The organism is Lentzea sp. NPDC092896, assembly GCF_044754905.1.
GTDB lineage: Bacteria > Actinomycetota > Actinomycetes > Mycobacteriales > Pseudonocardiaceae > Lentzea.
On sequence record NZ_JBIVPX010000002.1, the window covers coordinates 774,351 to 800,977 of the forward strand.

The following is a 26,627-nucleotide window of genomic DNA, read 5'->3' on the forward strand; positions in this document are numbered from 1 at the left end:
CTTCGGAGGAGCGGTTTCAGTGGTCGAGGGGGGTGCGCCTGGCGTTCGGCACTCGCTGACCGCGGCGCAGGTGGACATGTGGTTGTCGGCGGAGCTGTCGGGGGACGCTCCGGAGTTCAACCCTGCTCAGTACGTGGTGCTTCGCGGTCCTCTCGACGAGGAACTCCTGCGCGCGAGCGCCCGCGTCGTGGCCGGGGAGACCGATGCCTATCGGCTGTTCTTCGGCGAGCACGCGGACGGTGCGCCGTGGCAGGCGTTCGCGGACGAACTGCCCGTCGACGTGCTGCCGGTGGTGGATCTCCGCGGGCAGGACGATCCGGCGGCCGCGGCGCGGGCGTGGATGCACGCCGACGGCGCCCGGCAGGTCGACCACCGCACGGCACCGCTCTGGCGGTGGACGCTGCTGCGCGTCTCCGACGGCGAGAACTGGTGGTACCACCGGGCGCACCACCTGATCTCCGACATCTTCTCGTTCAACCTGCTCACGCAACGCGTGGCCGAGGTTTACTCCGGCGAGCACCGGCCGCGTTACTTCGGTGCCTGGGCCGACGTCGTGGCCGAGGACCAGGCGTACCGGCGGTCCGCGGACCGGGCCGCTGACGAGCGGTACTGGCTGGACTCGGTCGCGGACGTGATCGGTGACCGCCAGGACGAACGCCGCCCCGAACGGCAGCGGCCCTCACGGCGGCGCACGGTCGCGGTCGACGCGGCGCTGCGCGGTGCCGTTCTCGCACGCTGCGCCGAACTGGGTCTGCGCGTCCCGCACTTCCTCGTGTCGGCGTTCGCCGCCTACCAGCGGCAGCTGACCGATCGCGACGACGTGGTGTTCAGCCTCCCCACGGCCGCCCGCCGCACCCCGCTGGCCCGCGCGACTCCTGGGTTGCTGGCCGGCGTCGCACCCGTGGTGCTGCATCTGCCGGACGGCACGACGATCCGGCGGCTCGCCGACGCGACCACCGCGCGGCTGGCCGAGATCACCGCCCACTCCCGCTACCGGGGCGAGGACCTCGCCCGGCAGCTCGGGGTCACCGGCACCGGCGCCTGGTTCGGTCCCACGCTCAACGTGGTCGACTTCAACCGGCCGCGTTCTTTCGGTCCCTCGGTGCACGCCGACGCGCCTCGCAACCTGGCGGTCGGTCCCATCCGGGACCTGACCGTCACGACCTACGGCTGGTCTCGCGGAGACCAGGCGTGGCTGGACGTCGACGTCGAGGACGGCGTGGCCGCCGACGCCGAACTGGCCCTGCACGAGGAACGGTTCCTGGACGTGCTCGACCGGCTCGCCCGCGGGCCGGTGGACAGCGCGGTGTCTTCGTCCACTGTGGACCTGCGCCGCACCGGGCGTTGGGGAGCGGGGGCCGCTGCGGACAGCACCCCGAGCGTTCCCGACCTCGTCGCGGGCCACGTCGCGGCACAGCCTGAGCAGCCCGCGGTCGTGTGCGGCGAAGACCAGATCTCCTTCGGCGAGCTCGGAGAACGATCCGGCGCGCTCGCCGCGCGGCTCCAGCAGGCCGGAGTGACGGTCGCGTCGCCGGTTGCCGTGCTGGTGCCGCGGGGGCTTGAGCTGGCTGTGGCGTTCCACGGCGTGCTGCGTTCCGGGGGCGTGTACGTGCCGGTGAACCCTGGGCTTCCCGCTGAACGGCTGGCGTTCCTGCTGGCTGATGCCGGTGTGGTCGCTGTGGTCACGACGTCGGCCCTGGCGGGGGAGTTGACCGGGTTCGCCGGCGAGGTGCTGGTGCTGGACGACCTGGCTCCGGCAGATGCCTTGCCGGTACCCATCGACTCCTCTGCGTTGGCATACGTGGCTTACACCTCTGGATCGACGGGGCGGCCCAAGGGCGTGGCGGTCACGCACGCCGCGTTGTCGTCGTACGTCGCCGGCTGGCGCCACGCGCTCGAACCGTTGGGTGGACCCGGCACCGTTCTGTCGATGTCGGGCCCTGGGTTCGACGTGTCCATCGGCGACATGACGCGGGCGTTGGCGTTCGGTCAGACGGTGGTGTTCCTGCCGCACGACGAGGTCGTGTCGGTCGAGTCCCTGCACCGGACGTTGCTCGGCCACGAGGTCGAGGTCGCCGAGATCGTGCCCGGCATGCTCCTGCGCGACCTCGCCGCCCACTGTCGGGAGGCGGGGCCGGTCGAGTCGCTGCGCCTGGTCATCTCCGGCACCGACATGTGGACGTACGACGCACTCGTGTCCGCCGTCGCGGACGTGGCGCCCAATGCCCTGCCGGGCAACGTGTTCGGTGTGACCGAGGCCGCGATCGACTCGATCTTCCACCCCGTGACGGCCCGGCCGGAGCACGAGGGCGAGATCGTGCCGATCGGCGGGCCACTGGCCGGTGTCGACGCTTTCGTCGTGGACGGCTTGCTGCGGCCGGTGCCCGTCGGCGTCGAGGGCGAGTTGCTGGTCGGCGGCGCCGGTCTGGCGCAGGGGTATGTGGGCCGCCCGGATCTGACCGCGGAACGTTTCCTTCCCGACGTGTTCGGCGGGTCCGGCGGACGGTTGTACCGCACCGGTGACCGGGCGCGGTGGCGTGCCGACGGAGTGCTGGAGTTCCTCGGCCGGGTGGACGAGCAGGTGAAGATCCGTGGTTATCGGGTCGAGCCGGGCGAGGTCGAGGTCGTGATCGGCGATCACCCCGGTGTGCGTGATGTCGTTGTGGTGGCGCGTGATGGCGGGCCGCACGGCGGTAAGCGGCTGGTCGCCTACGTGGTGGCGGAGGACGCCAGTGGGCTGGAACTGCGGGCCTGGCTGCGGGAGCGGGTGCCGGATTACCTCGTGCCGTCTGTGTTCGTGTCGTTGGAGCGGTTGCCGCTGACGCCGAACGGGAAGGTCGACCGCCGGGGTCTGCCCGACCCCGAACCCGAGACGAGCGAGGCCTACGAGGCGCCGCGGACGTCCATTGAGGACATCCTGGCGGCCGTGTGGTCGCAGGTGCTGGGTGTCAGGCGCGTCGGCGTGCACGACAACTTCTTCGAACTGGGCGGCGACTCGATCCTGAGCCTGCAGATCGTGGCGCGCGCCCGTGCCGCCGGTCTGGGGCTCGGCGTCGCCGAAGTGCTGTCCCACCAGACGGTCGCCGAACTGGCGGCCGTCGTGCGCGAGACCCCTGTGGTGACGCTGGCGGAGCAGGGCGTGGTCACCGGACCGGTGCCACTGACGCCGATCCAGCACTGGTTCCTGGCGCAGGACGTCCAGGACCGGGACCACTGGAACTGGTCGGGCGTGTTCGAGCTGGCGCCCGGCACCGACCCGGATCGACTGAGCCGGGCACTCGATGCCGTTGTGGCGCACCACGACGCGCTGCGGATACGGTTCGCGCCGGAGAGCCAGTACAACGCGCCGGTGAGCAGCGGTTTCCTGCGTGTCGTCCAAGGTGACGTGGTCGCGGAGATGACCGTGGCGCAGAAGTCGTTGCGGCTGGCCGATGGTCAGCTGGTGGCGGCGGTGTTCTTCGATCGTGGTTCGGAGCCCGCGTGGCTGGGGCTCGTCGTTCACCACCTGGTGATGGACGGCGTGTCGTGGAACGTGCTGCTGGAGGATCTCGGCACCGCTTACAACGGTGGCAAGCTCGAGCCGAAGACGACTTCGTTCCAGCAGTGGGCCGAGCGGCTTCAGACGTTCGACCCCAGCGGTGAACGGGACCACTGGGTCGCTGCGACATCGGACGTGGTCGCGCTGCCGATCGACGGCGACGGGCCCAACGACGAGTCATCCGCGCGGATCCACACGACGGTGCTGGACGCCGGGACGACCGCCGCGTTGCTGGGCGACGCGCACAAGGCGTATCGCACGCAGGGCAACGATCTGCTGCTGGCGGCCCTGGTGCGCACGCTGGGCCCGTGGGCGGGCACTGACGAGCTCACCATCGACCTGGAGAGCCACGGTCGCGAGGCGATCGCCGACGGGATGGACCTGTCGCGCACGGTCGGCTGGTTCACGTCGATCTTCCCGGTGCGGCTGAGCCGGCACGAGGATCTTGGTGAGACGGTGAAGGTCGTCAAGGAACAGCTGCGCGCTGTACCGCGCCGTGGTGTGGGCTATGGCGCTTTGCGTTGGCTGCACGGTGAGCTGGTCGATGCGCCGGAACGGCCGGTGCTGTTCAACTACCTGGGATCGGCCGCGGGCACCGGGGATCTGCTGCGCCGTGAGCTGCCCGCGAACTTGCGAGGCGCCGCGACCGCCGGGCGTGGCACCCGGTCCCACGTGCTGAACCTCGAGGTGACGCGCACCGCCGACGGGCAGCTTCAGGTCGAGTGGCACTACAGCGCCGGCCTGCACGAGGCGGCGACGGTCGAGCGGCTGGCCTCGGCGTACCAGCGGGAACTGGAGGCGCTGGTCGCGCACTGCCGGTCCGGGGTCTCCGGTGTCACGCCGTCGGACTTCCCGCTGGCGTCGTTGGCGCAACACGAGATCGACCGGCTGGCGACGCGGTTCCCAGGACTGGCGGACGTGTACCGGTTGGCACCGGTGCAGTCGGGCATGCTGTTCGGGGTCGTGGGTGCGCCGGTCGAGGAGGACGGGCTCTATTGGGGCCAAGGGATCTACGAGCTCACCGGCACCGTCGACGCCGACCGGCTGGCCGGCGCGTGGCGTTCGGTCATCGCCCGGCAGGCGGCGTTGCGCAGCGGGTTCGTGTGGGAGGGCGTCAGCGAACCGGTGCAGGTCGTGCTGGCCGATGTCGGCGTTCCGGTGGAACTGCGCGACTTCTCCGGGCTGGACTCGGACACCCAGCACGTCCGGCTGCGCGAGTTGCTGGCCGAGGATCGGGCGCTGGGCTTCGACCTGGCCGCGCCGCCGTTGACGCGCCTGTACCTCGTCGATCGGGGTCTCGGGCAGTACTGGCTCGTCTGGGGGCTGTACCAGGGTTTGTGCGACGGGTGGAGTCTGCCCGTCGTCCTGGACGAGGTGCTCGCCGCGTACGACGGCTCACCGCTCGCTCCGGCGCGGTCGTACCGGGAGTTCATCTCGTGGCTGGACCGGCGTGATCCGGGCGAGTCCGAGGCGTTCTGGCGGTCCTGTTTGGACGGTTTCGAAGCGCCGACGCCGTTGCCGGTGGATCGCTTGGCGGCCAACCACTACGCACAGGACCGGCGGCGGACCGCGCTGACCGCGGACGTCACAGCCAAGATCGTCGACCTGGCCCGTCGTGAGCGCGTGACCCTGTCCGCGGTGGTGCAGGCGGCGTGGGCGAAGGTGCTGTCGGCGACCTCGGGTGAGGACGACGTGGTCTTCGGCCTCACGGTGTCGGGCCGACCGCCTGAGCTGGCCGGGGTCGAGTCGACCGTGGGCCTGTTCATCAACACGTTGCCGGTACGGGTCGTGGTGCCCTCGGACGTGCCGTTCACGTCGTGGCTGCGTGCGTTGCGGGACAACCAGGGTGCCCTGCAACGGTTCGAGTACACGCCGCTGGTCGACGCGCAGCGCTGGTCGTCCGTGCCGGGCGGCCGCGCGTTGTTCGACAGCATCGTCGTGCTGCGCAACTATCCCGGCGGCCAGACCCGCGTGGCCGACTTCGAGCTGTCGCCGTTGCTCGACTCGGTGGAGCAGGGCAACTACCCGCTCACCTTCGCGGTCGACGTGGACACCACGCTCAAGATCGAGGCCGAGTTCTCCACCGCCGCCTTCGACGCCGCGACCGTTGAACGCGTCCTCGACCAGCTGATGGTCGTGCTCACGGCCGTGGCGGAGCGGCCTGACCTGGCGGTGCGGGACGTCCCGTTGCAGCGTCCGGAGCAGGCCGCCGAGTTGGTGGCGTGGGGAGAGACTCCCGAGCCCGCCGTCGAACGGCCGGTGCCGGACCTGATCGACGACTGGGCCCGCATCTCGCCCGAGGTCGCCGTGGTGTGCGGTGCGGAGAGCCTGACGTTCTCCGACCTGGGTTTCCGGGCTGAAGCACTGGCCGGTCGGCTCCAGGACGCCGGAGTGACGGTCGGTTCGAAGGTCGCCGTGCTGGTGCCGCGGGGGATCGAGCTGGCGGTCGCCTTCCAGGGCGTGCTGCGCAGTGGTGGCGTGTACGTGCCGATCAACCCCGGGCTTCCCGCCGAACGTCTGGCGTTCCTGCTGGCTGACGTCGGCGCGACGGTAGCGGTCACCACTTCGGCCCTGGCCGGTGAGCTGGCCGGGTTCGCTCGGGTGCTGTTGCTGGACGACGAGTCTCCCGGTTTCGGTGCGTTGCCCGTGCGGATCGATCCCGATGCGTTGGCGTACGTGGCTTACACGTCGGGCTCCACGGGCCGGCCCAAGGGTGTGGCGGTGACGCACGCCGCGTTGTCGTCTTACGTGGCGGGCTGGCGGGAAGGGCTCGCCGACCTGGGCGGTCCGGGCACGGTGCTGTCGATGTCCGGTCCTGGGTTCGACGTGTCGATCGGGGACATGACGCGGGCGCTGGCGTTCGGCCGGACGTTGGTGTTCTTGCCGCACGACTCGCACGTGACGGTGGAGTCGCTGCACGAGACCTTGGTGGATCACGAGGTCGAGGTCGCGGAGATCGTGCCGGGCATGCTGTTGCGCGACCTGGCAGCGCATTGCCGGGAGGCCGGGCCGGTCAAGTCGCTGCGCCTGGTGATCTCGGGTACGGACATGTGGACGCATGACGCGTTGACGAGCGCCGTTGCGGAGGTGGCGCCGAATGCGGTGCCGGGCAACGTGTTCGGGGTGACCGAGGCGGCCATCGACTCGATCTTCCACGCCGTCACGGAGGACCATCCTGCCGCCGTCGTGCCGATCGGTACGCCGCTGGCCGGGGCTCGGGCCGTCGTGGTCGATTCCACGATGCGGCCGGTGCCGGTGGGCGTTCCCGGTGAGCTGCTGGTCGGTGGTTCCGGTGTGGCGCAGGGGTATGTGGGCCGGCCGGATCTGACCGCGGAGCGGTTCGTGCCCGATGTGTTCGGTGCGTCGGGTGGGCGGCTTTATCGGACGGGTGACCGGGCTCGGTGGCGTGCGGACGGGACGATCGAGTTCCTGGGTCGTGTGGACGAGCAGGTGAAGATCCGTGGTTATCGGGTCGAGCCGGGCGAGGTCGAAGTCGTCATCGGTGATCACCCTGACGTGCGTGATGTCGTTGTGGTGGCTCGTGATGGCGGGCCGCACGGCGGTAAGCGTCTTGTCGCTTATGTCGTTGCCGAGGGTGAGTTCAGCGGTTCGGTTCTGCGGTCGTGGTTGCGGGAGCGGGTGCCGGACTACCTGGTGCCGTCGGTGTTCGTGGCCCTGGAACGGTTGCCGCTGACGCCGAACGGGAAGGTCGACCGTCGAGGTCTGCCCGACCCCGAACCCGAGACTCCCGCTGAGACGTATGTCGCGCCTCGGAACGTTGTCGAGGAGACGCTCGCGGCGGTGTGGAGTGGCGTGCTGGGTGTCGACCGTGTTGGCGTGCAGGACAACTTCTTCGAGCTCGGTGGCGACTCGATCCTGAGCCTGCAGATCGTGGCTCGTGTTCGCGCGGCTGGTTTGGGTGTCGACGTGGCGGACGTGTTCGCCCACCAGACGGTCGCCGAACTCGCTCTCGCCGTGCGTGAGACGCCTGTGGACTCGTTGGCGGAGCAGGGGGTGGTCACCGGTCCGGTGCCGCTGACGCCGATCCAGCACTGGTTCCTGGCGCAGGACATCCCTGATCGCGACCACTGGAACTGGTCGGGCATGTTCGAACTGGCTCCTGGCACCGATCCTGGCCGGGTGGAGCAGGCGCTCGACGTTCTCGTCGCGCACCACGACGCGCTGCGGATCCGGTTCGGTGCCGACCAGCACAACGCTCCCGTCGGCGGCGGTGGGTTCCTGCGTGTCGTTGCCGGAGACGAAGACGTGGTCGCGGAGATGACCGCGGCGCAGAAGTCGTTGCGGTTGGCCGATGGTCCGCTTCTGGCCGCCGTGTTCTTCGATCGCGGCTCGGAGCCAGCGTGGCTTGGTTTGACCGTGCATCACCTGGTGATGGACGGCGTGTCGTGGAACGTGTTGCTGGAGGACCTCGACACCGCGTACCGCTCGGAAGCGTTGGGGCCCAAGACGACCTCGTTCCAGCAGTGGGCCGAACACCTGCTGGAGCTGGAGGCCGGCGGGGAACGGGACCACTGGGTCGCGGCGACGTCGGACGTGGTCGTGCTGCCGGTCGACGGCGACGGCCCGAACACCGAGGCGTCCGGTGCCGTGGTGAGCACCTGGCTGGACGCCGACACCACCGCCGCGCTGTTCGGCGAGGCGCACAAGGCTTATCGGACGCAGGCCAACGACCTGCTGCTCGCCGCCCTGGCGAACGTGCTGGGGGAGTGGGCGGGCACCGATCACGTCACGGTCGACCTGGAAAGCCACGGCCGTGAGGACTTGGACCTGTCCCGCACGGTCGGCTGGTTCACGTCGATCTTCCCGGTGCGGCTGAGCCGGTACGCGGACGTCGGTGCGACCGTGAAGGCCGTCAAGGAGCAGCTGCGTGCGGTGCCGCGTCGTGGTGTGGGTTACGGCGCTTTGCGGTGGTTGCAGGGGGAGTTGGCCGATGCTGTAGATCGGCCGGTGTTGTTCAACTACCTGGGCGCGTTCGACGCGGTCGACTCGGTCGGGCTGATCCGCCGCGAGCTTCCCGCCGAACTGGCCGGCCCGATGCAGGGGCCTGGTGGATCGCGGGCCTACCCGCTGCAGTTGGAGGTCGTCCGCGCGGACGACGGCCGGTTGCGGATCGACTGGCTGCACAGCACGAACCTGCACGACTCGGGCACCGTGGAGCGGGTCGCTGCCCGGTACGTCGAGGCGTTGCGCACGTTGGTGGCGCACTGCCAGTCCGGGGTTTCCGGATTCACTCCGTCGGACTTCCCGTTGGCTTCGTTGACGCAGAACGAGTTCGACGGACTGGCCGGGCGTTATCCGCTGACGGACGTCTACCGGTTGTCGCCCGTGCAGTCGGGCATGTTGTTCGGCGTCGTGGGCTCTCCTGTCGACGGCCTCTACTGGGGGCAGAGCGTCTACGACCTGGCCGGTCCTGTCGATGCCGAGCGATTGGCGCAGGCGTGGCGTTCGGTGGTCGGCCGGCATGCGGCTCTGCGCAGCGGGTTCGTCTGGGAGGGCGTCAGCGAACCGGTGCAGGTCGTGCTGGCCGACGTCGACGTTCCGGTGGAACTGCGCGACTTCTCCGGGGTGGATCCAGACACTCAGCACGTCCGGCTGCGTGAGTTGCTGGCCGAGGATCGGGCGTTGGGCTTCGATCTGGCCGCTCCGCCGTTGACGCGGTTGTACCTGGTGGATCGCGGCGAGGGCCGGTCGTGGCTGGTCTGGGGGCTGTACCAGGGTTTGTGCGACGGGTGGAGTCTGCCCGTCGTCATGGACGAGGTGCTCGCCGCGTACGACGGTGCGTCGCTCGCTCCGGTGCGGTCCTACCGCGAGTTCATCGCGTGGCTCGACGGACGCGATCCGGACGAGTCCGAGGGGTTCTGGCGGAAGAACCTGGACGGGTTCGAGGCGCCGACGCCGTTGCCGGTGGATCGGCTGGCGGCCAGCCACTACGCGCAGGACCGCCGCAAGACCGTGCTGGACGAGGGCGTCACCACCAAGCTGGTGGAGTTGGCACGGCGTGAGCGCGTGACGTTGTCGACGGTCGTGCAGGCGGCGTGGGCCAAGGTCCTGTCCGCGTCGTCCGGCGAGGACGACGTGCTGTTCGGCCTGACCGTCTCGGGTCGTCCCGGTGAGCTGGCCGGCGTGGAGTCGATCGTCGGGTTGTTCATCAACACGCTGCCGGTGCGGACCGTGGTGCCTTCGGACGTGCCGTTCACGTCGTGGCTGCGCGAGCTTCGGGACAACCAGGTCGCGCTGCAGCGCTTCGAGTACACGCCACTGGTGGACGTGCAGCGCTGGTCTGCGGTGCCGGGTGGCCGCGCGCTGTTCGACTCGATCGTCGTGTTCGGCAACTACCCCCACCGGGAACTGCCGGACGACCTGTCCGCCGTGCCCGACGGGTACGCCAGCGTCGACTCGGTGGAGCAGGGCAACTACCCGCTGACCTTCGCGGTCGACCTGGAGCGCACGTTGCGGGTCGAGGCGGAGTTCTCGACGGCCGCTTTCGACGCCGTGACGGTGGAACGGATCCTCGACCAGTTGGTGGTCGTGCTCACGGCGGTCGCGGAACGGCCCGATCTGGCGGTCGCGGACGTGCCGCTTCAGCGTCCGACGCAGGCCGCGGAGTTGGTGGCGTGGGGTGAGACCCCGGTCCCGGTCGCTGAGGCGCCCGTGCCCGAGCTGATCGCCGGATGGGCCTCGGACGAGGTCGCGGTGGTCTGCGGCTCGGAGAGCTTGACGTTCGCCGAGCTGAGCACGCGGGCCGATGCGTTGGCCGCTCGGCTTCAGCAGGCCGGTGTTGCGGTGGAGTCGCCGGTCGCCGTGCTGGTGCCGCGCGGGCTTGAGTTGGCTGTCGCGTTCCAGGGCGTGTTGCGTTCTGGTGGTGTGTACGTGCCGGTGAATCCTGGGCTTCCTGCTGAACGGCTGGAGTTCCTGCTGGATGATGCCGGGGTGGTGGCGGTGGTCACCACCCCGGCTCTGGTGGGGGAGCTGGCCGGGTTCGGCGGGGAAGTCCTGCTGGTGGACGGTGCGGCCGCGGACTCCGACTGGCCACCTACCCCGATTGATCCCTCCGCACTGGCGTACATCGCCTACACCTCCGGCTCGACCGGCCGTCCCAAGGGCGTGGCCGTCACCCATGCCGCTCTTTCCTCCTACGTGGCGGGGTGGCGCGATGGTCTGGCCGCGTTGGGCGGGCCTGGACCGGTGTTGTCGATGTCCGGTCCTGGGTTCGACGTGTCCATTGGGGACATGACGCGTGCCTTGGCGTTCGGTCAGCGGGTGGTGTTCCTGCCGCACGACGAGCACGTGTCGGTGGAGTCGCTGCACGCGACGCTGCTGGAGCACCGGATCGAGGTCGCCGAGATCGTGCCGGGCATGCTCCTGCGTGACCTGGCTGCGTACTGCCGGACCGCGGGTGCGGTGGAGAGCCTGCGTCTGGTGATCTCGGGTACGGACATGTGGACGCACGACGCGTTGACGAGCGCCGTTGCGGAGGTGGCGCCGAATGCGGTGCCGGGCAACGTGTTCGGTGTGACCGAGGCGGCCATCGACTCGATCTTCCACGCCGTCACGGAGGACCACCCTGCCGCCGTCGTGCCGATCGGTACGCCGCTGGCCGGCGCTCGCGCGGTCGTGGTCGACTCCGCGCTGCGGCCGGTTCCCGTCGGGGTTCCTGGCGAACTGCTGGTCGGTGGCGCCGGTGTCGCGCGTGGCTACCTGGGACGTCCTGACCTCACGGCCGCGCGTTTCGTGCCCGACGTGTTCGGCGCGGGCGGCCGGTTGTACCGGACCGGTGACCGGGCTCGGTGGCGCGCGGACGGGACGATCGAGTTCCTCGGCCGTGTCGACGAGCAGGTGAAGATCCGTGGTTATCGGGTCGAGCCGGGCGAGGTCGAAGTTGTCATCGGTGACCATCCCGGTGTGCGTGATGTCGTTGTGGTAGCGAGGGATGGTGGACCGCACGGCGGTAAACGCCTGGTGGCGTACGTGGTGGCTGAGGACGCTAGTGGTCTGGAGCTGCGCTCGTGGTTGCGTGAGCGGGTGCCGGACTACTTGGTGCCGTCGGTGTTCGTGTCGTTGGACCGGTTGCCGCTGACGCCGAACGGGAAGGTCGATCGGCGTGGCCTGCCCGACCCGGAACCTGACGTGACGGGGGAGGCTTATGTCGCGCCCCGGACCGCCGCTGAGGAAACTCTGGCGGCCGTGTGGAGCGGCGTGCTGGGCGTCGACCGTGTCGGCGTGCACGACAACTTCTTCGAGCTCGGTGGCGACTCGATCCTGAGCTTGCAGATCGTGGCCCGTGTTCGTGCGGCTGGTCTGGGTGTCGAGGTGGCGGACGTGTTCGCGCACCAGACGGTCGCCGCGCTGGCGGGCGTCGTGCGTGACACGCCCGTGGTGACCCTGGCCGAACAGGGTGTGGTCACCGGTCCGGTTCCGCTGACGCCGATCCAGCACTGGTTCCTGGCGCAGGACATCCCTGACCGCGACCACTGGAACTGGTCGGGCATCTTCGAACTGGCCCCCGGCACGGATCCTGTGCGGCTTGGCCGGGCGCTCGATGCCGTTGTCTCCCATCACGACGCGTTGCGGATCCGGTTCGGTGCCGGCCAGTACAACGCGCCGGTCGGCGGCGGCGGGCTCCTGCGAGTCGTCCAAGGGGACGTGGTCGCGGAGATGACCGCGGCCCAGAAGTCGTTGCGGCTGGCTGACGGACCGCTCCTCGCTGCCGTGTTCTTCGATCGCGGGCCGGAGCCCGCGTGGTTCGGGTTGACCGTGCATCACCTGGTGATGGACGGCGTGTCGTGGAACGTGGTGCTGGAGGACCTCGACACCGCTTACAACGGCGGCAAGCTCGGGCCGAAGACGACGTCGTTCCAGCAGTGGGCCGAGGTCCTGCAGGACCTGGACGCACGGGCCGAGCGGGAGATCTGGCAGGCCCAGACCGCTGACGTCGTGGAACTGCCCCAGGACCACCAGGGACTCAACACTGAGACGTCGGCCGGTGTCGTGCGGACGTGGCTGGACGCCGGCACCACCGCGGCTTTGCTGAGCGACGCCCACCGCGCCTACCGCACCCAGGGCAACGACCTGCTGCTGACCGCTCTCGCCCAGGCGTTGGGGGAGTGGACGGGCACCGGCCACGTGACGGTGGATCTGGAGAGCCACGGCCGTGAGGCGGTGGCGGACGGGGTGGACCTGTCGCGCACCGTCGGGTACTTCACGTCGATCTTCCCGGTCCGCCTCACGCACGAGAGCACTCCGTCGGCGGCGATCAAGGCCGTGAAGGAGGAGCTGCGTGCGGTGCCGCGTCGTGGTGTGGGTTACGGCGCTTTGCGGTGGTTGCAGGGGGAGTTGGCCGATGCCGTGGATCGGCCGGTGTTGTTCAACTACCTGGGCGCGTTCGACGCGGTCGACTCGGTCGGCCTGATCCGCCGGGAACTTCCCGCCGAACTGGCCGGTCCGAGCGGGGGACCGGGCGGGACGCGGTCGCACGTCCTGCAGATCGAAGCCCAGCAGGACGTCGAAGGACGCCTGCGGTTCGAGTGGCATTTCAGCCACAACCTCCACGACACCGCCACCGTCGAACGGGTCGCGGCCCGGTACGTCGAGGCGTTGCGCGCGTTGGTCGAGCATTGCCGTTCTGGGGCTGCGGGCTTCACGCCGTCGGACTTCCCGTTGGCGTCGCTGGCTCAGCCCGAGATCGATCGGCTGGCCGAGCGGTATCCGCTGGTGGACGTGCACCGGTTGGCACCTGTGCAGTCGGGCATGTTGTTCGGTGTCGCGGGTTCTCCCGTCGACGGCCTCTACTGGGGCCAAGGGGTCTACGACCTGACCGGTCCGCTGGACTTCGCGCGCCTCGCCGATGCCTGGCGGTCGGTGATCGCTCGGCATGCGGCGTTGCGCAGCGGGTTCGTGTGGGAGGGCGTCAGCGAACCGGTGCAGGTCGTGCTCGCGGATGTCGACGTTCCGTTGGACCTGCGCGACTGGTCTCGTCTCGACGACGTTGAACAGCAGGAACGATTGCGCGAGTTGCTGGCCGAGGATCGGGCGCTGGGCTTTGATCTGGCTGCTCCGCCGTTGACGCGGTTGTACCTGGTGGATCGCGGCGAGGGCCGGTTGTGGCTGGTCTGGGGGCTGTACCAGGGTTTGTGCGACGGGTGGAGTCTGCCCGTCGTGATGGACGAGGTGTCCGCCGTCTATCAGAGCAAGTCGCTGGAGCCCGTGCGGTCCTACCGGGACTTCATCGCGTGGCTGGGCCGGCGTGACTCGGCCGAGTCCGAAGGGTTCTGGCGCACGTACCTGGGCGGTTTCGAGGCTCCCACGGCACTTCCGGTCGATCGGCTGGCCGCGAGCCACTACGACCAGGACCGGCGGCGCACGCACCTGGACGAGACCGTCACCGCCAGGCTCGTCGAGCTGGCCCGCCGCGAGCGCGTGACGTTGTCGACGGTCGTGCAGGCGGCGTGGGCGTTGCTGCTGTCGACGTACTCGGGTGACGAGGACGTGGTCTTCGGCCTGACCGTGTCGGGACGTCCGGCGGATCTGGCCGGGGTCGAGTCGATGGTCGGGTTGTTCATCAACACGCTGCCGGTGCGGGCCGTCGTGCCCACCGACACGCCGTTCTGCGCGTGGCTGCCTGAGTTGCAGGACAATCAGGTTGCGCTGCAACGGTTCGAGTACACGCCGTTGGTGGACGTGCAGCGGTGGTCTGCCGTGCCGCACGGCCGGGCGTTGTTCGACTCCATCGTGGTGTTCGGCAACTATCCGCAGGAGGAACTGCCGGAAGACCTGGGCGGGGTGCAGGCCGCGGACTCGGTGGAGCAGGGCAACTACCCGCTGACCTTCGCCGTGGACCTGGAGCGCACGTTGCGGGTCGAGGCGGAGTTCTCGACGGCCGCTTTCGACGCTGTGACGGTCGAACGGATCCTCGACCAGCTCACGGTGGTGCTGACCGCCGTGGCGGAACGGCCCGAGCTGGCTGTGCGGGACGTACCGGTGCAGCGTCCTGAGCGGGCGGCGGAGTTGGTGGCGTGGGGCGCTACCCCCGTGCCTGCTGCCGAACGGCCGGTGCCGGACCTGATCGCCGGATGGGCCTCGGCCGAGGTCGCCGCGGTGTGCGGTGATGAGCAGCTGACGTTCGCCGAACTGGGTGCTCGGGCGGATGCTCTGGCCGCTCGCCTTCAGCGGGCCGGTGTTGCGGTCGGGTCGTCGGTCGCCGTGCTGGTGCCGCGTGGGCTTGAGCTGGCGGTGGCGTTCCAGGGTGTGCTGCGTTCCGGTGGCGTGTACGTGCCGGTGAATCCTGGCCTGCCTGCTGAACGGCTGGCGTTCCTGCTGGCCGATGCCGGAGTGGTGGCGGTGGTCACGACTTCGGCTCTGGTGGCGGAGCTGGCCGGGTTCGACGGGGAAGTGCTGCTGGTGGACGACATGTCCGCCAACGCCGGCTTGCCGCCCACCCTGATCTCCCCGTCCGCACTGGCGTACATCGCGTACACGTCGGGTTCGACCGGCCGCCCGAAGGGTGTGGCCGTCACCCATGCCGCTCTCTCGTCCTACGTTGCCGGTTGGCGTGACGGGCTGGCCGCATTGGGCGGACCCGGCACCGTTCTGTCGATGTCCGGCCCTGGGTTCGACGTGTCCATTGGCGATATGACGCGGGCGTTGGCGTTCGGCGAGCGGGTGGTGTTCCTGCCGCACGACGAGCATGTGACCGTGGAGTCGTTGCACCGCACCTTGCTCAACCACGAGGTTGAGGTCGCGGAGATCGTGCCCGGCATGCTCCTGCGCGATCTGGCGGCGTACTCCCGGACCGCGGGCGCGGTGGAGAGCCTTCGCTTGGTGATCTCGGGTACGGACATGTGGACGCACGACGCGTTGACGAGCGCCGTTGCGGAGGTGGCGCCGAATGCGGTGCCGGGCAACGTGTTCGGGGTGACCGAGGCGGCCATCGACTCGATCTTCCACGCCGTGACCGACGATCATCCGGCGGCGGTGGTGCCGATCGGCACGCCTTTGGCCGGCGCACAGGCGTTCGTGGTGGACGGGTCGTTGCGGCCGGTTCCGGTGGGTGTGCCGGGTGAGCTGTTGGTGGGTGGTTCCGGTGTGGCCCAGGGGTATGTGGGCCGGCCGGACCTGACCGCGGAGCGGTTCGTTCCCGATGTGTTCACCGGCTCCGGCGATCGTCTATATCGGACGGGTGACCGGGCTCGGTGGCGTGCGGACGGGACGATCGAGTTCCTGGGGCGCGTGGACGAGCAGGTGAAGATCCGTGGTTATCGGGTCGAGCCGGGCGAGGTCGAAGTTGTCATCGGCGATCACCCCGGTGTGCGTGATGTGGTTGTGGTGGCACGGGATGGTGGACCGCACGGCGGTAAGCGGCTTGTTGCTTATGTCGTTGCCGAGGACGCGAGTGGTCTGGAGCTGCGTTCTTGGTTGCGGGAGCGGGTGCCGGATTACCTGGTGCCGTCGGTGTTCGTGTCGCTGGAGCGGTTGCCGCTGACGCCGAACGGGAAGGTCGACCGTCGCGGTCTGCCTGACCCCGAACCCGAGACGACCGAGGCTTACATCGCGCCTCGAACCGCTGCCGAGGAAGCCCTGGCCGCAGTCTGGTCGAAGGCCCTGGGTGCGGAACGCGTTGGTGTGCATGACAACTTCTTCGAGCTGGGTGGCGACTCGATTCTGAGTCTGCAGATCGTGGCTCGCGTTCGGGCGGCTGGGTTGGGCGTGGACGTGGCGGACGTGTTCGCCCACCAGACCATTGCCGAGCTGGCTCTTGCGGTGCGTGACGCTCCTGCGGTGACGCTGGCCGAACAAGGTGTGGTCACAGGTCCGGTGCCGTTCACGCCGATTCAGCGGTGGTTCCTGGCACAGGACATTCCGAACCGCGACCACTGGAACTGGTCGGGTGTGTTCGAACTGGCCCCCGGCACCGATCCCGAACGCCTCAGCAAGGCACTCGATGCCGTTGTGGCGCACCACGACGCGTTGCGCATCCGGTTCACGCCGGACAGCCAGCACAACGCGCCGGTCGATGGCGGCGGGTTCTTGCGGGTTGTCCAAGGGGACGTGGTCGCGGAAATGACCGCGGCGCAGAAGTCGTTGCGGCTGGCGGATGGTCCGCTTCTGGCTGCCGTGTTCTTCGACCGCGGCTCGGAGCCTGCTTGGCTCGGTTTGACCGTGCATCACCTGGTGATGGATGGCGTGTCGTGGAACGTGCTGCTGGAGGACCTCGACACGGTCTATCGGGGTGGAGAGCTCGCGCCGAAGACGACGTCGTTCCAGCAGTGGGCGTCGCAGCCGCAGGACGATGACGGCGAACGCGACCACTGGATCGCGGCGACCGCGGACGTGGTCGAGCTTCCCGCTGACGGTGACGGTCCGAACAGCGCTGCGTCCGAGGCGATCGTGCAGTCGTGGCTGGATGCCGAGACGACCGCGTCGTTGCTGGGCGAGGTGCACAAGGCGTACCGCACGCAGGGCCACGACCTGCTGCTGACCGCGCTCGCCCAGACGTTGGGCGAGTGGGCCGGCACCGGCCACGTCACGGTCGACCTGGAGAGCCACGGTCGCGAGGGCGCGGATCTGTCACGCACGGTCGGGTGGTTCACGTCGATCTTCCCGGTGCGACTGAGCCACCACACCGATCCCGGTGCGGCGATCAAGTCGGTGAAGGAAGAGCTGCGGGCGGTGCCGCGTCTCGGTGTCGGCTACGGCGCTTTGCGTTGGCTGAAGGGTGATCTGGCCGAGGCACGGCCCAGGCCGGTGTTGTTCAACTACCTCGGCGCGCACGACACGAACGATTCCACCGGCCTGATCCGTCGAGAGCTGGACGGCGACCTGGCCGGGCCGGGTGAGGGCGAAGGCGGGACCCGCTCGCATCTGTTGCAGCTCGAGGTGCAGCAGACCGCTGACGGGCGGCTGTCCATCGAGTGGTTCCACTCGACCAACCGGCACGACACGGCGACCGTCGAACGGGTCGCCGCCCGGTACGTCGAGGCGTTGCGCGCCTTGGTGGCGCATTGCCGTTCCGGCGTCTCGGGCTTCACGCCGTCGGACTTCCCGCTGGCGTCGTTGGCACAGGGCGAGATCGACGGGCTCGCGGGGCGTTATCCGCTGACGGACGTGTACCGGTTGGCGCCGGTGCAGTCGGGCATGTTGTTCGGCGTCGTGGGCTCTCCTGTCGACGGCCTCTACTGGGCGCAGAGCGTCTACGACCTGGCCGGTCCGATCGACGGGGAGCGGTTCGCGGCGGCGTGGCGTCAGGTGGTCACCCGGCACGCGTCTCTGCGCAGCGGGTTCGTGTGGGAGGGCGTGGCCGAGCCGGTGCAGGTCGTGCTCGGCGACGTCGAGGTGCCGTTGACGGCCCACGACTGGTCGGGTCTCGACGAGGCCAGGCAACAGGAACAGCTCCAGCACCTCCTGGCCGACGACCGCGCGCTCGGCTTCGACCTCGCCCGGCCGCCGTTGATGCGTCTGCACCTCGTCGATCGGGGTGACGGGCGGAACTGGCTGGTCTGGGGCCTGTACCAGGGATTGTGCGACGGGTGGAGTCTGCCCGTCGTGATGGACGAGGTGTCCGCCGCCTACCAGGGCGGCGCCCTCGAACCCACCAGGCCCTACCGGGACTTCATCGCGTGGCTGGACGGACGTGACCCGGCCGAGCCGGAAGCCTTCTGGCGCACCTACCTGGAGGGGTTCGAGGCGCCGACGCCGCTACCAGCGGACCGGTTGGCCGCGAGCCACTACGACCAGGACCGCCGCCGCACGCACCTCGACGACGACGTGACGGCCGAACTGGTGGCGCTGGCCCGGCGTGAGCGCGTCACGTTGTCGACGGTCGTGCAGGCCGCGTGGGCCAAGGTCCTGGCGGACACGTCCGGCGAGGACGACGTGGTGTTCGGTCTGACCGTGTCCGGTCGTCCGGCGGATCTGGCCGGGGTCGAGTCGATGGTCGGCCTGTTCATCAACACGCTGCCGGTGCGGGCCACCGTGCCCGCGGACGTGCCGTTCACCTCGTGGTTGCACGACCTGAGGGACAACCAGGTCGCGGTGCAACGCTTCGAGTGGACGCCGCTGGTGGACGTGCAGCGGTGGTCTGCCGTGCCGCACGGCCGGGCGCTGTTCGACAGCATCGTGGTGTTCGGCAACTACCCGCAGGAGGAGCTGCCGGAAGACCTCGGTGGCTTGCAGGCCGTCGACTCGGTCGAGCAGGGCAACTACCCGCTCACGTTCGCGGTCGACCTGGAGGCCACGCTCAAGATCGAGGCGGAGTTCTCCACGGCCGCTTTCGACGCCGCCACGGTCGAACGAATCCTCGACCAGCTCGCGGTCGTGCTGACGGCGGTCGCGCGACGGCCGGACCTGCTCGTCCGGGACGTCCCGCTGCACCGCCCGGCCCAGGCCGCCGAGATCGTCCGGTGGGGCAGCACCGCCACGCCTGCGGTCGAACGGCCGGTGCCGGACCTGATCGCCGGATGGGCCTCCTCCGAGGTTGCGGTGATCTGTGGCGACGAACGGCTGACGTTCGCCGAACTGGGCACTCGGGCCGACGCCCTCGCTGCTCGGCTTCAGCAGGCCGGGGTGGCAGTGGGGTCGCCGGTCGCCGTGCTGGTGCCGCGCGGGATCGAGCTGGCGGTCGCCTTCCAGGGTGTGCTGCGCAGCGGTGGCGTGTACGTGCCGGTCAATCCTGGCCTGCCTTCTGAACGGCTGGCGTTCTTGCTGGCTGATGCCGGGGTGGTGGCGGTGGTCACGACTTCGGCTTTGGCAGGCGAGCTCGCCGGGTTCGGCGGGGAAGTGCTGCTGGTGGACGACGTGTCCGCGAACGCCGCTCCGATCGGCCTTTCCGCGGGCTCCGCCCTGTCGCCCACCTCAATTTCCCCGTCCTCGCCGGCGTACATCGCGTACACCTCGGGTTCGACGGGCCGGCCCAAGGGCGTGGCCGTCACCCATGCCGCACTTTCCTCTTACGTCGCCGGCTGGCGTGACGGGCTGGCTGAGTTGGGCGGTCCGGGCACGGTCCTGTCGATGTCCGGTCCGGGTTTCGACGTGTCCATTGGGGACATGACGCGGGCGTTGGCGTTCGGTCAGACGGTGGTGTTCCTGCCGCACGACGAGCACGTGTCGGTCGAGTCGTTGCACCACACGCTGCGCACGCATGACGTGGCGATCGCGGAGATCGTGCCGGGCATGCTGCTGCGTGATCTGGCGGCGCACTGCCGCACTGCCGGACCGGTCGAGAGCCTGCGTCTGGTGATCTCCGGCACGGACATGTGGACGCATGACGCGTTGACGAGCGCGGTTGCCGAAGTGGCGCCGAATGCCGTGCCGGGCAACGTGTTCGGCGTGACCGAGGCGGCCATCGACTCGATCTTCCACCCGGTGGGCGAGGACCATCCTGCCGCCGTGGTCCCGATCGGCACTCCGCTCGCGGGCGCACAGGCGTTCGTGGTGGACGGCTCGTTGCGGCCGGTGCCGGTGGGTGTGCCGGGCGAGTTGCTGGTCGGTGGTGCCGGTGTGGCCCAGGGCTATGTCGGCCGGCCTGACCTGACCGCCGAACGGTTCGTGCCGGACGTCTTCGGCCTGGCTGGTGGCCGGCTCTACCGCACGGGTGACCGGGCGAGATGGCGTGCGGACGGCACGATCGAGTTCCTGGGACGGGTCGACGAGCAGGTCAAGATCCGCGGCTACCGGGTCGAGCCGGGCGAGGTCGAGGTCGTCATCGGCGACCACCCCGGCGTGCGTGATGTCGTTGTGGTGGCACGGGATGGCGGACCGCACGGAGGCAAGCGGCTGGTCGCCTACGTGGTGGCCGAGGACGCCAGCGGTCTGGAGCTGCGCTCGTGGTTGCGGGAGCGGGTGCCGGACTACCTGGTGCCGTCGGTGTTCGTGGCCCTGGAGCGGTTGCCGCTGACGCCGAACGGCAAGGTCGACCGGCGAGGTCTGCCCGATCCCGAGCCCGAGAAGACGGGAGAGGCGTACGTCGCACCTCGGACCGCCGCCGAGGAGACCCTCGCCGCGGTGTGGAGTGGCGTGCTGGGCGTCGAACGCGTTGGTGTGCATGACAACTTCTTCGAACTCGGTGGCGACTCGATCCTGAGTCTGCAGATCGTGGCCAGGGCCCGTGCCGCCGGACTCGGCATCGACGTGGCGGACGTGTTCGCCCATCAGTCGGTGGCCGAGCTGGCACCGGTCGTGCGCAACGCCCCGGAGACGACCCTTGCCGAGCAGGGTGTGGTCACCGGACCGGTGCCGCTGACGCCGATCCAGCGCTGGTTCCTGGCGCAGGACATCCCGAACCGCGACCACTGGAACTGGTCGGGCGTGTTCGAACTGGCCCCCGGCACCGATCCCGAACGCCTCAGCAAGGCACTCGATGCCGTTGTGGCGCACCACGACGCGTTGCGCATCCGGTTCACGCCGGACAACCAGTACAGCGCGCCGGTCACCGGCGGGTTCCTGCGCGTCGCCGAAGGGGACGTGGTTGCGGAGATGACCGCGGCGCAGAAGTCGTTGCGGCTGGCGGATGGTCCGCTGCTGGCGGCGGTGTTCTTCGATCGCGGCTCGGAGCCTGCTTGGCTGGGGTTGACCGTGCATCACCTGGTGATGGACGGCGTGTCGTGGAACGTGCTGCTCGAAGACCTCGACACCGCCTACAACGGCGGCAAGCTCGGGCCGAAGACGACCTCGTTCCAGCAGTGGGCGTTGCAACTGCAGGAAGATGACGCCAGCGGCGAACGCGAGCACTGGGTTGCGGCGACCGCGGACGTGGTGGCGCTCCCGGCCGATGGCAGCGGTCCGAACGCGGACACGTCCGAGGCGATCGTGCAGTCGTGGCTGGACGCGGACACGACCGCGACTCTGCTCGGCGACGCGCACAAGGCGTATCGCACGCAAGGCAACGACCTGCTGCTGGCGGCCCTGGCCCAGGCGCTGGGTGAGTGGGCCGGCAGCGATCACGTCACCGTGGACCTGGAGAGCCACGGCCGCGAAGGCGCGGACTTGTCGCGCACCGTCGGGTGGTTCACGTCGATCTTCCCGGTGCGACTGACCAACGAGCGCGACCCGGCGAAGGCGATCAAGTCGGTCAAGGAACAGCTGCGGGCGGTGCCGCGTCGTGGCGTCGGCTACGGCGTGTTGCGCTGGCTGCGCAACGAACTGACCGAAGCACCGGCCAGGCCGGTGTTGTTCAACTACCTCGGGGCGCACGACGCCAGCGACGACGCGGGACTGATCCGCCGCGAACTGGACGGCGACCTGGCCGGGCCGAGCGAGGGCGAGGGCGGGACCCGCTCGCATCTGTTGCAGCTCGAGGTGCAGCAGACCGCTGACGGGCGGCTGTCCATCGAGTGGTTCCACTCGACCAACCGGCACGACACGGCGACCGTCGAACGGGTCGCGGCCAGGTACGTCGAGGCCTTGCGCGACCTGGTCGAGCACTGCCGGTCGGCCGCAGGTGGGTGCACGCCGTCGGACTTCCCGCTGGCCACCCTCACCCAGGCCGAGGTCGACGGGCTGACGAGAACCCGTCCGTCCCTTGTGGACGTCTACCGGCTGGCGCCGGTGCAGTCGGGCATGTTGTTCGGTGTCGTCGGTGCCCCGGAAGAAGGCGACGGGCTCTACTGGGGTCAGGGCGTCTACGACCTGGCCGGTCCGATCGACGCCGGACGGCTGGCCGAGGCGTGGCGTCAGGTGATCAGCCGGCACGCCGCGCTCCGCAGCGGGTTCGTGTGGGAGGGCGTCAGCGAACCCGTGCAGATCGTGCTGGCCGACGTCGAGGTGCCGCTGAGCACCCACGACTGGTCGGAGCTGGACGAGGCCGCGCAACAGGAACGGCTCCAACGCCTTCTGTCCGACGACCGTGCGCTCGGGTTCGACCTGGCGCGGCCGCCACTCACACGCCTGTACCTGGTCGACCGGGGTGACGGGCGGAACTGGCTGGTCTGGGGCCTGTACCAGGGTTTGTGCGACGGGTGGAGCCTGCCCGTCGTGATGGACGAGGTGTCCGCCGCGTACCAGCGGCAGGCGTTGGCGCCGGTGCGTCCGTACCGCGACTACATCGCCTGGCTCGGCCGGCGTGATCCCGCTGCCACCGAAGGGTTCTGGCGCACCTACCTGGACGGGTTCGAGGCGCCCACGGCGTTGCCGGTGGACCGCCTGGCCGCGAGCCACTACGCCCAGGACCGGCGGCGCACGGACCTCACCGAGGACGTCACCGCGAGGCTCGTGGAACTGGCCCGGCGCGAGCGCGTCACGTTGTCGACGGTCGTGCAGGCCGCGTGGGCCAAGGTGCTCTCCGCGAGTTCGGGTGAGGACGACGTGGTGTTCGGCCTGACCGTGTCCGGCCGTCCGGCTGATCTGGCCGGGGTCGAGTCGATGGTCGGGTTGTTCATCAACACGCTGCCGGTGCGCGCCGCGATCCCCGGCAGGACGCCGTTCGCCACCTGGTTGCACGAGCTGCGGGACAACCAGGTCGCGCTGCAGCGGTTCGAGTTCACGCCGTTGGTCGACGTGCAGCGGTGGTCCGCCGTGCCGCACGGCCGCGGGTTGTTCGACAGCATCGTGGTGTTCGGCAACTACCCGCAGGAGGAGGCACCCGCCGACGCCGGCGAGGACTGGGCCGACGCCGTCGAGTCCGTCGAGCAGGGCAACTACCCGCTCACCTTCGCGGTCGACCTGGAGGCCACGCTCAAGATCGAGGCCGAGTTCTCCACGGCGGCGTTCGACGCCGCCACGGTCGAACGCGTTCTAAACCAACTGGTCGTCGTCCTCACCGCCGTCGCTCACGAGCCGGAACTGCCCGTCGCCGAGCTGCCGTTGCAGCGTCCGGAACAGGCCGCTGAGCTCGTGGCACAGGGTGAGACCTCCGTGCCGGTCGCCGAACTGCCGGTGCCCGAACTGATCCACGGCTGGACGCAGACCGACGCCGTGGCCGCGAAGTGCGGCGACGAACGCCTGACGTTCGCGGAACTGGGTGCGCGCGCGGACGCGTTGGCTGCCCGGCTCCAGCAGGTCGGCGTGGTGGTGGAGGCGCCGGTCGCGGTGCTGGTGCCGCGCGGGATCGACCTCGCGGTGGCGTTCCAGGGTGTGTTGCGCAGCGGCGGCGTGTACGTGCCGGTCAACCCCGGCCTGCCCGCCGAACGTCTCGCGTTCCTGCTCGACGACGTCGGTGCGGTCGCCGCGGTCACGACCACGGAGCTCGCCGGGGAACTGGCCGGATTCGACGGCCAGGTGCTGGTGCTCGACGGTGCCACGGCAACGGTTTCGGTCGATGCCCCGAGCCCTGACGCGCTGGCGTACATCGCCTACACCTCGGGTTCGACCGGGCGACCCAAGGGCGTGGCCGTCACTCACGCCGCTCTCTCGTCCTACGTCGCGGGCTGGCGTGACGGCCTGGCCGAGCTCGGCGGGCCGGGTCCGGTGTTGTCGATGTCCGGTCCGGGCTTCGACGTGTCGATCGGCGACATGACGCGGGCGTTGGCGTTCGGGCAGACGGTGGTCTTCCTGCCGCACGACGAGCACGTGTCCGTGGAATCGTTGCACAGCACGCTTTCCAACGACGGCGTGGCGATCGCGGAGATCGTGCCGGGCATGCTGCTGCGTGATCTGGCGGCGCACTGCCGCACCGCGGGGAAGATCGAGAGCCTGCGCCTGGTGATCTCCGGTACCGACATGTGGACGCACGACGCGCTGACCACGGCGGTTGCCGAAGTGGCGCCGAATGCCACACCCGGCAACGTGTTCGGCGTGACCGAGGCGGCGATCGACTCGATCTTCCACCCGGTGGGCGACGACCACCCGCAGGCGGTCGTGCCCATCGGCACGCCCCTCGCCGGAGCCCGCGCCGTCATCGTCGACGACGCCATGCGTCCGGCACCCGTCGGCATCCCGGGCGAGTTGCTGGTCGGTGGTCCGGGTGTGGCCCGCGGCTACGTGAACCGGCCTGACCTGACCGCCGAACGGTTCGTGCCCGATGTGTTCGGCGCGACCGGCGGTCGGCTCTACCGCACGGGCGACCGGGCGAGGTGGCGCGCGGACGGCACGATCGAGTTCCTGGGACGGGTCGACGAGCAGGTCAAGATCCGCGGCTACCGGGTCGAGCCGGGCGAGGTCGAAATCGTCATCGGCGACCACCCCGACGTGCGTGATGTCGTTGTGGTGGCACGGGATGGCGGACCGCACGGAGGCAAGCGGCTCGTTGCGTACGTCGTCGCGGAAGGCGAGTTCAGCGCGAAGGACCTGCGGTCCTGGTTGCGCGAGCGGGTGCCGGACTACTTAGTGCCGTCGGTGTTCGTGGCGCTCGAAAGGCTGCCGCTCACCCCGAACGGCAAGGTCGACCGCAACGGCCTGCCCGACCCCGAGCCGGAGACGACGGCCGAGGTCTTCGAGGCACCGCGAACGTCCAATGAGGACGTTCTGGCCGAGGTGTGGTCGCAGGTGCTGGGTCTGGAACGCGTCGGCGTGCACGACAACTTCTTCGAACTGGGCGGCGACTCGATCCTGAGCCTGCAGATCGTGGCGCGGGCCCGTGCGGCCGGTCTGGGTGTGGACGTGGCGGACGTGTTCGCCCACCAGACCATCGCCGAGCTCGCACCCGTCGTGCGCGACACCCCGCAGGTCATGCTCGCCGAACAGGGGGTCGTCGCCGGTCCCGTTCCGCTCACGCCGATCCAGCACTGGTTCGTGGAGCAGGACATCCCCGATCGCGACCACTGGAACTGGTCGGGTGTGTTCGAGCTGGCCGCCGGCACCGATCCGGCGAAGCTCGCGCGGGCGCTCGACACCGTGCTCGCCCACCACGACGCCCTGCGGATGAGGTTCCGCCAGGACGGGGACACCTGGGTGCAGGACAACGACGGTGTGCTGGACGGAGTTCTGCGCGTCGTCACCGCCCAGGACGACGACGAGGTCATCGCGCACATGACCACGGCGCAGACGTCGTTGCGCCTGGCAGACGGTCCGCTGGTGGCCGCGCTCTACTTCGACCGCGGCACCGGGCCTGCGTGGCTGGGGCTCACCGCGCACCACCTCGTCATGGACGGCGTGGCGTGGAACGTGCTGCTGGAAGACCTGGACACCGCCTACCGAAGCGGATCGCTCGGGCCGAAGACGACCTCGTTCCAGCAGTGGGCCGAGGTGCTGCACGACGACGATCCATCAGCCGAACGCGATCACTGGGCCGCGCAGACCGAGCGGGTCACCGCGATGCCCGTCGACAGCCGCGGTGCCAACACCGAGGCGTCGGCCGACACCGTCCGCACCTGGCTCGACGCGAAGTCCACCGAGGTGTTGCTGGGCGAGGCCCACAAGGCCTATCGCACGCAGATCAACGACCTGCTGCTCGCCGCCCTGTTCAAGACCCTGGGCGAATGGGCCGGCAGCGGCGACGTCACGATCGACCTCGAGAGCCACGGCCGTGAGGCGATCGCCGACGGCGTCGACCTGTCCCGCACCGTCGGGTGGTTCACGTCGATCTTCCCGGTGCGCCTGCGGCACGGCCGGCCGTCCGACAACGGCGAGCTGATCAAGGCGGTCAAGGAACAGCTGCGCACCGTGCCGCGCCGCGGTGTCGGATACGGGATTCTCCGTTATCTGGAACGCGACGAACGAGTGGTCTCGGCATCCGAACGACCCGTGTTGTTCAACTACCTCGGCGCATTCGACGCGGCGGGCGACGACGCGGTCGGGCTGATCCGCCGGGAACTGCCCGCCGATCTCTGCGGGCCGACGGAGAACGAACAGGGAAACCGTTCGCATCTGGTGCAGATCGAGGCCGAACAGACATCGGACGGCCGTCTGCTGGTCGAGTGGTATTTCAGCACCAACGTGCACAGGACGGCGACCGTCGAACGGCTCGCGGCGCGTTATGTGGACGTGCTGCGGGAGTTGGTGGAGCACTGCCAGTCAGGGGCCGGCGGCGTCACTCCGTCCGACTTCCCGCTGGCCAACATCGATCAGGCGAGTCTCGCCGCCGTGCTCAAGCAGATGGGTGGGTGATCGGCAAGACCTCGGGGGGCATCCAGCGCACTGGTTCGCCGCGATTGGGCCAGTGAATTGCACTGAGTTCGAAAGCTCTATTCGGCGTGCCATTTTA

General features: G+C 69.6%; 1 protein-coding gene. It reads left to right on the forward strand.

The window, feature by feature from the left end:
- Positions 1 to 19 precede the first annotated feature (19 nt).
- Positions 20 to 26,530 carry a non-ribosomal peptide synthase/polyketide synthase gene (locus ACIQF0_RS14810; RefSeq protein ID WP_401029469.1) on the forward strand — a complete coding sequence of 8,837 codons (26,511 nt, stop codon included), beginning with the start codon at positions 20 to 22 and terminating at the stop codon, positions 26,528 to 26,530.
- The last annotated feature ends 97 nt before the right edge of the window (positions 26,531 to 26,627 follow it).